Origin of the sequence: Kitasatospora sp. NPDC090091 (assembly GCF_044747365.1) — a bacterium.
Lineage (GTDB): Bacteria > Actinomycetota > Actinomycetes > Streptomycetales > Streptomycetaceae > Kitasatospora.
This window is the reverse complement of record NZ_JBIVDY010000027.1, coordinates 53827-66128: the sequence shown is the minus strand read 5'-3', so window position 1 is coordinate 66128 and position 12302 is coordinate 53827. Positions and strand designations below refer to the sequence as shown.

12 protein-coding genes are annotated in these 12302 nt (G+C 70.0%); 3 read left to right on the top strand and 9 right to left on the bottom strand.

The genetic code is table 11. The features are described from left to right. Positions 1-37 precede the first annotated feature (37 nt). The 4 genes from ACIPSC_RS33745 to ACIPSC_RS33730 all read right to left on the bottom strand — a co-directional run bounded on the left by ACIPSC_RS33745 (position 38) and on the right by ACIPSC_RS33730 (position 4374). Positions 38-1207, bottom strand: coding sequence for a protein kinase (locus ACIPSC_RS33745; RefSeq protein WP_400831944.1), 1170 nt, complete (start codon positions 1205-1207; stop codon positions 38-40). Positions 1208-1397: 190 nt separating this feature from the next. Then, on the bottom strand, positions 1398-1670 hold the full coding sequence (locus tag ACIPSC_RS33740) for a hypothetical protein (RefSeq protein WP_400831942.1): 273 nt from the start codon (positions 1668-1670) through the stop codon (positions 1398-1400). Positions 1671-2232: 562 nt separating this feature from the next. Beyond that, the gene (locus ACIPSC_RS33735) at positions 2233-2817 is read right to left on the bottom strand and encodes a hypothetical protein (RefSeq protein ID WP_400831939.1); all 585 of its coding nucleotides are present in this window, start codon (positions 2815-2817) and stop codon (positions 2233-2235) included. A 201-nt stretch (positions 2818-3018) separates the two neighbouring features. After that, positions 3019-4374 (bottom strand): tetratricopeptide repeat protein, encoded by a 1356-nt coding sequence (locus ACIPSC_RS33730; RefSeq protein WP_400831937.1) that lies wholly within the window; start codon positions 4372-4374, stop codon positions 3019-3021. Between the two features lie 124 nt (positions 4375-4498). Between ACIPSC_RS33730 and ACIPSC_RS33725 the strand changes: the two genes are divergently transcribed. After that, positions 4499-5551, top strand: coding sequence for an NAD-dependent epimerase/dehydratase family protein (locus ACIPSC_RS33725; protein WP_400831935.1), 1053 nt, complete (start codon positions 4499-4501; stop codon positions 5549-5551). Positions 5552-5588: 37 nt separating this feature from the next. Here the strand turns inward: ACIPSC_RS33725 and ACIPSC_RS33720 are convergent, their stop codons facing one another. Then, complete coding sequence (locus ACIPSC_RS33720) at positions 5589-6494, bottom strand: glycosyltransferase family 2 protein (RefSeq protein ID WP_400831932.1); 906 nt, start codon at positions 6492-6494, stop codon at positions 5589-5591. Between ACIPSC_RS33720 and ACIPSC_RS33715 the strand changes: the two genes are divergently transcribed. Further along, complete coding sequence (locus tag ACIPSC_RS33715) at positions 6493-7239, top strand: hypothetical protein (protein ID WP_400831928.1); 747 nt, start codon at positions 6493-6495, stop codon at positions 7237-7239. The two genes, ACIPSC_RS33720 and ACIPSC_RS33715, sit on opposite strands and share 2 nt — an antisense overlap. A gap of 13 nt (positions 7240-7252) precedes the next feature. Continuing rightward, a complete protein-coding gene (locus ACIPSC_RS33710) occupies positions 7253-8605 on the top strand; it encodes a hypothetical protein (RefSeq protein ID WP_400831924.1) in 1353 nt (450 codons plus the stop codon). Between the two features lie 86 nt (positions 8606-8691). Here the strand turns inward: ACIPSC_RS33710 and ACIPSC_RS33705 are convergent, their stop codons facing one another. The 4 genes from ACIPSC_RS33705 to ACIPSC_RS33690 form a co-directional block, all read right to left on the bottom strand. After that, positions 8692-9048 carry a hypothetical protein gene (locus tag ACIPSC_RS33705; RefSeq protein ID WP_400831921.1) on the bottom strand — a complete coding sequence of 119 codons (357 nt, stop codon included), beginning with the start codon at positions 9046-9048 and terminating at the stop codon, positions 8692-8694. A gap of 82 nt (positions 9049-9130) precedes the next feature. Continuing rightward, positions 9131-10021 (bottom strand): DUF4192 domain-containing protein, encoded by an 891-nt coding sequence (locus ACIPSC_RS33700; protein WP_400831917.1) that lies wholly within the window; start codon positions 10019-10021, stop codon positions 9131-9133. A gap of 209 nt (positions 10022-10230) precedes the next feature. Next, positions 10231-11247, bottom strand: coding sequence for a restriction endonuclease (locus tag ACIPSC_RS33695; RefSeq protein WP_400831915.1), 1017 nt, complete (start codon positions 11245-11247; stop codon positions 10231-10233). Then, positions 11244-12179, bottom strand: a complete 936-nt coding sequence (locus ACIPSC_RS33690; protein WP_400831910.1) for a restriction endonuclease — start codon at positions 12177-12179, stop codon at positions 11244-11246. The genes ACIPSC_RS33695 and ACIPSC_RS33690 overlap by 4 nt, the downstream gene beginning before the upstream one ends. Positions 12180-12302 lie beyond the last annotated feature (123 nt).

The window sequence follows — 12302 nt, the reverse complement described above, 5'->3', positions numbered from 1 at the left end:
CGACAAAGACTCTCACCTGGTGGTGTCGGCGAAGGAGTCACAGAACTGGATCGGCGGCATACAAATCACGCAGCTCGTCCGCGATCCTCTTCGACGCCGGGGGCCGCCCCCTCCCCGGACTGGTCTTCGACCGCTCGTTCCGCTGCCCGGAGCCCGCAGACGGCCCGGGCAGCGGAACCTGCGGCTCTGCCGGCTCCGCTTCGTCGCCCCGGGGCTGCGGTGCCCGCACGGGGTTATCGAGCGGGCTCGTCGGCCCGTTGTCCTCGACCAGGTTCGCCTGCTCCTGGAGGAGCTTCTCGAACGACATCGTCAACGGCTCGTCGGGGGCCGCTGGGGCCTGGCCCGCCCTGGTGTGGGCGATCAGCGCGAGCCGGGCGGCAGCCGGGGTCGCCCCGCCGTCGGTAAGGACCTGCGCGCACGCATCGGAGACCGCTTGCAGAGTCGGCCGCTCCTCCGGCGCGTGGGCGAGCATCGATTCCAACAGGGGAATCAGCGGCGTGGGCACCCCAGAGAGATCCGGAGCAATCTCGGGGTTGGTGACCTGCGCCGCGATCGCCTCCCAACGTGATCCGTCGTACGGATAGTGGCGAGCCGCCGCGTACAACAGAACCGTGCCCAGCGCATAGACATCCGCCGCGGGCGACACCTGCGGATGACCGCCGGCCTGTTCCGGCGGCATGCACCGCACGGTGCCGATGATCATGCCGCTGTGCGACAGCGTCTCCTGCGAGGCGTCCATGAACGCGCCCAGCCCGAAGTCGATGATCATCGGGCCGTCGTCGCCCATGACGACATTCTGCGGCTTGAGATCCCGATGGAGCAGCCCTGCGGTGTGCACCGCCGACAAGCCCTCCGCGAGCAATGCCCCGAGGCTGGCCGCCAGCGGCAGCGCAAGCACACCGTCGCTGTCCACGCAGGCCAGCAGCGTACGACCGGCCACATACTCCATGGCCAACCACGGCCGGTCCGCGTAGGGGTCGGCGTCCAGGAAGCGGGCCACGCGGTTCGTGCCGATCACGGTGCGGGCGATCAGCGCCTCCTTCTCGAAGCGCGCACGCGTCAGCGGATCAAGTTTGTCGCTGCGGATCACCTTCACAGCAACCGGATCACCCGCTGGCGTGTAGGCGAGATACACCTCACCCATCCCGCCCGAGCCGAGCTCACGCGCCACCGTGTACCGGCCGATCCGCGTGGGCACCCCGCTCATCCGTACCGACTCACCTTTCCGCCGCGCCTCACCCGAACAGCGCTCTTGACCTCGACCACTCTAATCGGCCGAGCTATCAGCCTGAGGGCTTTCACCCCGATCGAGACACTGAGCAGCTTTGTACTAGGGCCTCCTCGGGCCCAACCGGGGTCGGCTGGGCCCGGGGCGGCTCACGGGCTTCAGAGGCGGTTCAGGCGGCCTTCCCGGCGGGCAGGGCTGGGACGGCCGGCAGGAGGACTGCCTGGAGCCCGTTGTTCCACATCTGCGACTCGCTACCCTCCGGCCGAAAGTGGCGGGCGCGGTGCTGGGGGTGCCTCCACAGGTGGCGGAGCGCCCAGACGATCTCGTTGCGGCTGCGCCACCACCAGGCCTCCTGTGGCGAGGGGGCGAACTCCCGGTCCCTGGGGATCTCGGCCACGGAGGTCCCGTCCGGGCCGACGATGTGTTCGACGGCGATGTCCACAGTGCCGTTCTCGGAGTCGAGGCTGATGAGCAGGGCGCTGGCGGCGGAGTCGGGCGGCGAGCGCGCCGGCTACGTCTGGGGCGGGCAGGCGGAGTAGGTAGCGGTCCGGGGCACCGGTGCCCATCTGGACCACGGGGAGGCCGCTGACGTTCACGGCGTCGGACAGGAGGCCTTCCATGTCCTGGATCCGCAGGTGGTCGTAGAGCGATATGCGTTCGCCTTCCCGGCGCCGCCACAACTCTCGCCGGTACGGGGCGACCAGGACGGTGCGAACCTCGGGCCACAGGGCCTGGATGCGTGGGCCGCCGGCTTCGGTGGTGAATTCGAGGCTGGCCGTTCCCGGGCGGAACGCCCTGGCGGTGGCGGCGAAGAGTTCGAGCGCGGCGGTGGCCAGTGCCGCCTGCGCGTCCGCGACGACGGCGAGAGCGGTGTCGTACGGGCTCTGGAGGTCCACGCGCCGGAAGGGCGCAGGGATGGGCGGCGGGGCAATCACGATCTTCGGAGTTGGCATGAGGTGTCCTGGGTTGGGACCGGGCCGCGCGGCGGCGGCCCGGCTCGCGGGTCACTTGGCGGCAGCGAGCTGGCGGTGGGCCAGGTCAGCCAGGCGGTCGGTGAGGGCCTTCGCGGCGCGAAGGTCAGCGGAGGAATGGCCGGTCCCCGTGGCGCAGCTGTCGAGGAACTGCGTGGCGATGGTGGTCAGGCGCCACATCGCGAGGGTGTCGTAGGCGGGGATCGTGCGGGTCCAGCCGCCCTCAGGGCCGATGCGGTGGTCGAAGCCAGCGCGGTAGGCGAGCAGCAGTCGGTCGTCCGTCTCGTTGCCCGTGTAGGCGGCCGGGAGGCGCCCGTCGCGGGTCAGCCACTCGCAGAAGGGGCCGGGCAGGACGAGGGTCCATCGGCGGCTGGAGACGGCGTGGTGGCGGGCCTGCTCGGCGTAGGCGGCGGCGTAGCCCATGTGCCGGTGCACGGCGTCCGGGTCGGTGTCGATCGCCTGGAGGGCCCAGTCGTAGCCGCAGGCGGCGTGCTCGTGGTGGCGGCGGGCGGAGGGGCCGAGGGTCTCGTCGGCGGCGCTGCGGCGGTGCTTGTCGCGGGCGGTCCGCAGGTTCTCCGGGGTGGGCCGGTCGAGTGCCGGCGGGGCGGGGTTGGACATGGTGGCCTTCGGATCGGGGCTGGGAACGCCGTATGGCGTGCCCGGCCGTGGGCTGGGGCCGGGCAGTCCGGCCAACGCGCCCAGCCTCTCCAGCCGATCAGGCCGCTGGAAACATCAACTCCTCTACGTATCCTTTGACTTGACCGTCGAGGTCAGCGGCGTGCTCGCCGATGGCGCTCTCAAGCCCGATCGGAGGGCCGGCTAGGCGGCGGCGAGTTTGGCCGCGCGCTTGGCCAGAGCGGCGGCGCCAGGGATTCCACGCCCGGTGTAGACGGTCATGGCTGAGCGGACCGTCTTCAGCTCCTTCCGGTTCCGGTTGGACGCCACGCCGTCCATCAGGTCGAGGCACTGGCCCCACAGGATCACGGCTTCCTCGTGGCGGGACTGCGCCGCGACGGACGTGGCGATGTTGGCGAGGGTCAAGCCACGAACCCGCTGGTAGGCGCCGGACTCGCGCCCTTCCAGCGCGGCGCGGTAGTGCCGTTCGGCCGCCGCGTAGTCCTTCACCGCGGTCAGGGTCCTGCCCATGTGCGACGCCACGGTGGCTTCGACCGGACCGGATGCGGCGGCGTAGGTGGGGACGACATCTCTGGAGGCAAGCACTGCGCCCTCGGCCGCGAGGAGTGCCCGAGCGGCTTTCTGGCCCTCGCCGCTCGCACCGTAGGCGCGTGCCGCTGTCACGAGGAGCAGCGCCTGCGTGCCGTGGTCCACGTTGCCGTGGGATCGCGCAAGCGCCGCCTCCGCCAGCTGCACGGTGTTCATGGGCTGGTTGAGGTCGAGGGCCTGGTGGACGAGCGCGCGCATCAGCCAGGCGGCGTGGCCGGCGTCCTCGGAGGAGGAGGCGAGCTGGAAGGCGAGCAGGTAGTACCGCTGGGCGGCGCCCTCGCGGCCGAGGTCGTGGAGCTTCCAGCCGATGAGGGTGGCAAGTTCGGCGGCCGCCCCGTAGGCCGCCCGCTGTACGGCCTCGGTGGGGTAGTTGGCCTGGAGCATCGGCAGGACGGTGTCGGTCAGGTAGGAGACGACCGTGGTGAGGCCGTGACCGCCGCCGAGCCGGTCGTCGGCGCTGCGGAAGGCGGCGGTGAGCTGCCGCACCGCGGCTACTTCTCTGGCGCCGGCGCGGCCGCCGTTCCTGGCGGCGCTGAGCGTTGCGGCGGCGGCTTGGTGGTCGTAGACGAGTGGCAGCCCAACGGCTGCGGTGGAGAACGTGAGGGCGAGGAAGTCGCGGCGACGGTGCACGAGGTGCCTCCCGAGGTCGGCAACAGTGGCGAGGGGATCGGCGGTCATGGCCTCCCCGATGCCGTCGCAGCCTAGACCGATTTCGGAGGGCGTCACCTTCCGCTTCACCATCCGGGTGAGCGCTTCCGCAAGGTAGGCCGCTGTCTGGCCTGTTGGGGTGCCGCCGGCGATCCAGGAGTGGACGGCCGATGGCGAGGTGCGCAGGATCACTTCGGCCTCGGCGGCGACGGCCCGGACCGCCTTCGCCAGGGCTTGGTACGTACACCCGGCTTCCTCAACGACGGCTAACAGCCGCCGGTTCGGCTTCTTATGCTCAGTCAACTATTGCCCCCTGTAGGGATCTTGAACGGATTGAACGAGTCGGGAGGCCCATCACCGTACCGCCGGTGCGCGGCCTGAGGCTTCACTGAGATCACAACCCCGCACTTCAGAGGAGGCAGCCCTCATGGCTGAGGCGTACCCCGACCCGCGGTTGCGTGAGCTCGCCGGTTCCAGCGTGTTGGTCACCGGAGGCGGCGGACTGGTCGGCAGCCGCATCGTCGCCCAACTCGCCGCACATGGTGCCCATCCGGTCGTCCTGGACCGGTTCGACGCCTACCCGCACTCGGTGCGGGACCGGTTCGACGTGGACCGGCACGCGGCCGATGTGGTGCTCGGCGACGTCCGCGAGCGGGCGACTGTGAAGTGGCTGGCCGGCCGCGCGGACTTCGTGATCCACGCCGCCGCGTACGCCGACGTCGCCGCCTGCACCCGCCGGCCCGACACCGCGTTCGCCGCCAACGTGCACGGCACCCAGACCGTCCTGGACGCGATCGCCGAGTCGTCGGTGAAGCGCCTGGTGTTCGTGTCCTCCGCCTCGGTCTACGGCGACGGGGACCCGGCCGCGAGCGGCGCGGCCCGGTTCAGCGAGGAGCAGCCGCTCACCCCGATCTCGGTCTACGCCAACACCAAGCTGTGGGGCGAGAACCAGGTGCGGCTGATGCTCGGCGGCTACGGCACCGAGTTCTCGATCGTGCGGTACTTCTCCGTCTACGGGGACCCGCAGGTACCCAAGCCCGGCTCGCACTCGTGGATGGTGCCGTGGCTGGCGATGTCCGCCGAGACGGGCCGGCCACTGCGGCTGAACGGCGGCGGCCGGCAGGTGCGCGACATGGTGCACGTGGACGACATCGCCAACGCCACCATCCTGGCGCTGGTCGCCGACCAGGTTGCCGGGCAGACGGTCAACATCGGTACCGGGGTGGCGACGTCGGTCCGGGAGATCGCCGAGCTGATCGTGGCGCACTACCCCGAGGCGGTGCTCAAGGAGACGCCGATGCCCGAGGGTGACCCGCGCGGCGGCTACGCCGACACCCGCCGGGCCTTCGACTTGCTGGGCTGGCGGCCCACGGTCGCCCTCTCCGACGGCATCGACCGGTACGTGAGCTGGCTCAAGTCCACCCCCGGAGCGATCCCGGACTGGTTCACCGCGCCCACCGCGGCCGTCCTGGCCGCCTGACCGAAGACCGTGGGCGGTGTCCGTCCCGGGCCGGCCGTCAGAACACCGGCGGCCGGCCCAGCTTCGCCATCCGCTGCACGGTGCTCCACCGCATCGGGCGGCGCGGCGGGCAGGACACCCGGATGCCCTCGAAGAACCCGCCCCACCAGGCCTTCAGCCCGGACATCGGCGGGCGGCGCAGCATCGTGTAGGCGGCCCAGGAGGTGAGGTAGATCGGCACCAGGGGTGCGGGGAGGTGGCGTTTGGCCAGCCAGACGCGGTTGCGGGCGGTCATGCGGTAGTAGGTGGCGTGCCGGGCTGGGTCGGTGCGGGGGTGCTGGAGGACCATGTCGGCGCGGTAGTCGATGCGCCAGCCGGCGTCCAGGGCGCGCCAGGCGAAGTCGGTCTCCTCGTGGGCGTAGAAGAACGGGGCGGGGAACAGCCCGACCTGGTCGATCACGGACATGCGGATCGCGTGGCCGCCGCCGAGGAAGGTGGTGACCTCGCCGGAGAGCATCGGGTCTGACGCGCCGAGGCGAGGGACGTGCCGGCGCTGGGTGAACCCGGTCTCGTCCGCGATCCGGAAGCTCACGATGCCCAGGCGCGGGTTCTCCTCGAAGGCCTCCCGGATCAGCCGGAAGGTGTCCGTGCGGGGCAGTAGACCGTCGTCGTCCAGGACCACCAGGACGTCGACGCCGCCCAGCTCGCGCAGCCGCTCCACGCCGGCGTTACGGCCGCCGGGGATGCCCAGGTTCTCCGGCAGCTCCACCGCGTCCACCCACCCGGGCAGCTCGGGCAGCTTGATGCCCTGCCCGAGCACCACGGTCCGAACGGCGCCGTCGCCCTCCTGGGCCTCCACCGAGTCCAGCAGCGCCCGCAGCTCCGCAGGCCGGTTCCCCATGGTCAGCACCACTACGCCCAGCGTGACGCCCATCGCACCCGATCCCAACTCGAGGAACTTCATGATCACATCGACACCGCATCCCGGCGGGCCGTCGCTGCGCGAGCTCGCCGAGGCGAACCGGCTGCCGGACCACCAGGTGATGGACGCGGCCACCCTGTCCTGGATCGCCTGCAGCCGCCCGTCAGGGCCGGGTGTCCGGGCCACCATGCCACACCGGCCGCTCCTGCTGGTACCCGATGAGTCCTGGTTCGCCCGCACGGAGACGGCTGGCTCGATCCACGGCGTCCGGCACGGCGCCCGCGTCGCCGTCCTGGTCCAGCTCCTGGCCCACACCCGCGGTCTCGACCCCGCCCGGACGCGGGCCCTGGCCGTCGCGGCGGCCTGCCACGACTGCCGGCGCCACACCGACCGGGACGACCCCGGCCACGGCCAGCGCGCGGCCGGCTGGCTGGCCGGCAACGCCGAGACGGTGGCCGCCGTCCTCGGCGCCGAGCCGACGGCCGAGGCGATCATCGCCGTCGCCCTCCACGACACCGCCCATGAGGCGTTCACGGACGACCATGCCGACGCCTACCGCCGGCACCGGGAAGCGGTGGACCTGCTGAAGGCCGCCGACGCCCTCGACCGGTACCGGCTGCCCCTGGCCCGCTGGTGGCCCGATCTCGGCCGCCTGCGCCTTCCCGTCCCGGCCTGGCTGCCCGCCGCCGCCCATGACCTGGTGGTCCACAGCGAACAGGCGCACCTCGCCGGCGCCACCCACACCCAAGCCCTGGAGCACGCGCTCCACGCCACCCTCGCCGAGTAGGAGACCCCCTTCCGTGCACGCCGACTGGGACCACGCCCACATCGACTTCCACGCCCCCCGCAACCGCCCCTGCCCCACCGGACTCGCCGAGAGCGAGAGCGACTGGCGCCGGCACCTCGCACAGGCCCCCAATGGGCACCTCGTGCAGGACAACGCCATGCTCCGCGCGCTGGCCTCCGGCGCCCCCATCCACCTCCTGCACCTGACCCGCTCCCTGGACGCTGTCCGCACCAGCGAACAGCTCCTGGCCTCCACCGGGTGCCTGGTCGGCGCCATCTACGGCTCCCCGCTCACTCCGACCGCCGGCGGCGCGCTGCGGCCCCACAACCTCGGCGCGCACATGCTGGAGAGCCGAACCACCCTGGAGAGCCGCAGCAACAGCACGCCCCTGATCATCGAGGTCACCCCCAGCGGCCCGGCGCCAGCCAAGGGCCTGGACTACCTCCGCCTGGGCGGCATCCACCTGCGCACCCACCAGGCGTTCCGCCATGTGCTCACCAGCGAGGAAGACGACCAAGTCACGCGCTCCGTCGTGGACCGGGTCCGGGCCGCTGCGCCCTTCCTCGACACGCTCCTGCGCACTGCCAGCGGCGCAGCAACAGCGGACGAGGCGTTCCTCAACGACCTCGCCGCGACGGTCCCGGTGCTCCCCTACCTGGGTTACGTGTACTTCGAGACCGTGGCCGAGTACCTGATGCTCCACTCCACCAGCCCGGCGACCCGGGAGTACGCGGACCGCGGGGAGATGAACAACCGTCTGTACAAGGACCTCGCGTTCGCCGCTGTGGAAGGCATGGGCACGCTGTTCGACCTCGGCCGGTTCCACCCGGACCACGCCCGCCTCCTCAGCCTCGTCGGCCGTATCGAGGCCGGCCTGACGCCCGGGGTCGCCGGCTACGTCCGCCGACGCATGTCCCACCTCTTCGCCGCCACCGCGCTGGCCCCGGACCAGGACGCCACGGCGATCACCTTCCACGGCGCGGACCTCGACATGCTGACGCGCGCCACCCCGGGCCTGCTCGGCCAGCTCCTCTTCCGCGACGTCCGCCTCCTCGACCGGTACCCGCAGCTCTACCACTGCTTCGAGCAGGCCAAGGCTCTGGAGGCCTGGGCCTACTGGAACACCGAGGGCATCGCTACCCCGTTCAACGGCACATGCCCCAAGGGGGAGATCGGTATCAACCCCGCCTTCCCGAACGCACGGTTCACGGTGTGGACCGCCGAGATGTGCGGACAGGGGCTCCTGCACCCGGTCGAGCAGGTCGGCGCCGTGCCAGCTCCGCGACTCGCGCCCTGGCTGTTCGCGCCGCTGCGGGACAGGACCGAGGAGAACCGCTGGATGAACCGGCACCTTCTGCCGGCCTAAGCGGAGAACGACGACCAGTCGTGCACGCTGGCCGTGATGCTCTCGCGTCTCGGCCAGCGTGGAGGCCTCGGCCTACCTCTCGGAGGTCAGTCGCTCGTCTTCGCCGGCGGCGGGACCTCCACGATGCGGCCGAAGGCGGCACCGATGCGCAGCGCGAAGATCGCGTTGCCGTGGGCGTTGGCGAAGCCTCGGCAGATCGCGCCCTTCGTGCCGGGCGGGGCGAGGGCGGGCAGGGTGGAGTGGCAGACGATGTGCCCGTTGTGGGCCAGTGCCTCGTGGGCGAGCTGCCGCACGCGGCCAGGCGCGAGGTTCATCAGGTTCCCCGGCCGGTAGATGCAGGTGCCGCACAGGTCGGCGAGGACCCGGATTTCCCTCGTGGCGGGGTCGGCGACGGCCGGCGCCGGGTCGTCGTCTGGCTCGGGTTGCTGTTCGCCGTACTCCACGGTGTCCCCCTGGTTGTGGTCGAAAGGGTTGGGCGGGCCACGGCCGGGGCGGGCGCCAAGCGCCCCCCCCCCGGCCGGACGGTCAGCTGTCGCGGCGGCGAAGGCGGTCTTCGCGCTCCTGCCGGATCCTGTCGGTGATCCCGTCTACGGAGCCCGTCATCACGAGCTGCTCCATGAGGAGTTTGGCCAGAAGGTAGCGCGGGTCGACCGTCCTTGCCCGGTCGAGGGCGATGAGTGCGGCCGGGATCTCCTCGTCGACGGCGGCGGCGAACCCGGCGAGGGTCAAGGGTGCGGTGGCGAAGGTCGTGCTGTCGCTTGCGCAGCGGCGGGTGAGCAGCGCCCACAGCTCGCGGGCACGCGGGAGTTTGCTCGGTTCGCTGTAGCCGAGCGCGATGTCCCGCAGGGGCCGGTGCCGCAGGCCGACGATGAGCTCTGCCGTCTGCTCGGGGGTGAGGTCCGTCAGCGGGGTGCCGTCGCCGCCGCCCAGCAGTAGCCGGTCGAAGATCGCCGCGAGTCGTTCGGTCTCGGCGTCGAAGCCGCTGGACCGCACGCGCTCGGCCCGCAGGCCGATCGCCTCCGCGATCGCAGACCGCTGGGCTTCGGCATCCCTCCCGGTGACGGGCTCGAGGGCGGCGAGGATCCCAGCTTCGCTGGGCGGCGTCGGGATGCCGAGGGCGCGGGCGTTCATGGTGACGACGCCAGGGTTGTCTGGCCCATCCACCGGCATTCCCTCGACCCGGTAGTGGGGGTTGTCGTGGTGGTAGACCCACCAGTGAGTCGGGGTCACGAATATGGCGCCGAGGGTGTCCACGCCGTGGGCCTCTGCCGAGAGCAGCAGCGTGTCCGCGAGCACCCGGTGTCGGCACATCGCGTTGTAGCCGTCGTCTGCATCCTCCTGGCTCGCGCACAGGTACAGCAGGATGTCGACCGGTCCGGCGTCGAACTCCTCCAGGCGGTGCAGGATGTTGTGCATGATCTGGTGGCCGGCCAGGTATCCGTCACTTGCGGCTGGTCCAGTGAGCCAAGACGGCCACACCCTTCTGAACTGTTGAATCGTGGACCGAATACTCGGGTCAAACACCTAGCAATGTAGAGGGGTACTGATTCGGCGGAGCTGACCGGAGGAGCCTGTGTGGCTCAGGCCGAACAGGGACAAGTCCTCAATCGACATCCGGCCGACTCTCAATTAGCCGAATTCTCGGCAAGGTCAGGGGCCCGCTCAAGTCCATGGTGATCCTCGTCCAGCACCTCGAGAATCGGGGTTCCCCAGGTAGCCCATCGCTCCAATCGGTCTCCCCAGAGCAGGTGAATCCCGTGCCTGTCTGCGAGTTCGCGCGCTGGCTGGGTGAACGTACCGTTTGTTAGAACCACCGCGATGTCGGCTCCGTGTTCAGGTCGGGCCGTGCCGTTGACCGTCTGAATTACTTCCGAGCCGCAGGGCCGCTTCTGACTCCTGCGATGCTTGCACTGAATGACGATCCTGCGTCCGTCACTGGCTAATGCGATCACATCGGCGCCAAGGTCCCCACGCCCGCCACGACCTCGTACCACCTCCAGGCCGTCACGCCGCGCAAGGGCGGCGGCGGCTTGTTCGAATTCGCTGTACGTCATGGCATTGAGGGAGGAGAGCTGAACGCTTCCGGGAGTGCGGATGAACGCCAGGTAGTCAGCCTCGCGCAGTGCAATCTGGTGCATTGTCTCGGCGTGCTCGCGCAAGACGGCCGCGAGCCGTCGTCGAGCTACCTGCAGGTCGCACTCCAGCCGGCCGGCCTTCTCCAGTGAGACGGGAGTCGGGGCGTCCCTGCGGTAGCGTCCCGAGAGATCAGTTGCCCCTGCCTCGGAGTAGTGCTTCTCAAGGGTGGCGATCGCCTCCTTCTCGCGCTTGATGGCGTGATCAAGCTCCGCTTCAAGCTGGTCTTGAAGCCTTTCGCACGCATGCAGGTAGTCCGCGCGAACGGGCAACGGCTGCTCGGCTGGTCTGAGACGCTTCGCCCTGTCGACCTCCGACTCCACCTGGCGCAGGAATTCGTATGCGCTCTCGTAGACTTCTCCGATGACCTCACCCTCGGTGTGGTAGAGGAAAGCGGCCAGCAGGTCGTCGTCCGTGGCGTCGCGGACCAGTTCCCTGAGTGCGTCCCGGTAGGAGACCTCCTCCAGTGACGGCATCTTGACTTTGGTCTTCCAGTTGATGTGCGTCATGCCCCCACCTCTGCCCAACTGTCGTCGTAGCTGATGTCCAGGGGGAAGCGCCACACGGCCCACCGCATGAGGGTGTCTCGGTCCACTAACGTGACGGCGTGGGTCTGTGCGTAGCGTCGCCCGGGCCGAGTGGGCACGCCATTCCGCACCATGACGACGGCGTCGGCTTCAAGATGAGCGGTCATCTGTCGCGCCCTTTGGATCGCGGCGACGTTGAAGCCGCGCTCCTTCTCGGGCCACATCGAACCCTGTACACACACTGCGGCCGTATGGCCAGCCTCTGACTGCGCAACGATGATGCCGGCTCGCGAAGGGTGCTCGCTGAGCTCAGTCCAGCCGTCCTCCTTCAGAAGGTCCCGGACGAGCCGCGTCAGACCCTCGAGCTTCAGAACATCAATGCCGCCGAGGGTCAGCGCACCGCTCCTCGTCTTACGGCGCCGGTAGTACTCCTCCCGAAGGGCAAGCAGGTGCAGTCGCTCACGGTCCCTGGACAGCAGAAGATCCAGGCGCTCAACGGCCTCACTGAGCTGGTGGTCGAGTGGGGCGAGATCGTCGAGGGCGGTACTGGTGAGCCACTGAGCCTGCCGACACTCCTCCAGTGCCTCACAAGCCTCGTCCAACTCGGCGCGTACCTGCTCGCAAACGTCGCTCGCCGCCCCGCGACATTCCGACCGCTGAAAGTCCTTCACCTCGTTGAACTCGTAACGGTGGGACTCCCTGCGCCTCGCCTCACTCAGCTCGCGCTCGAGCCGGGCGATGTGGCCTTCCCAACCGTCCTCGACACCTCGGGCGATCCGGCACTGCCCAACCCAGAGGAACGCTCGAAGCTGGTCGTCTCGGTCAGACTTGCCGATCAGCCTTCCCATGGCACGCGAGATCGCTCTGTGGCTGGAGCGAGGAGGTACAACACGGGCGTCGCGGTCGATAATCACGACGCGACCCTAGCCGACGACACTGACAACCCTCGTTTCCTATAGATGACTTGGCGCAAATGAAGCGGCGGCGGGAAGGGACTCCTCCTCCACCCGCGACTACTGTTGACCCACAGACCGTTC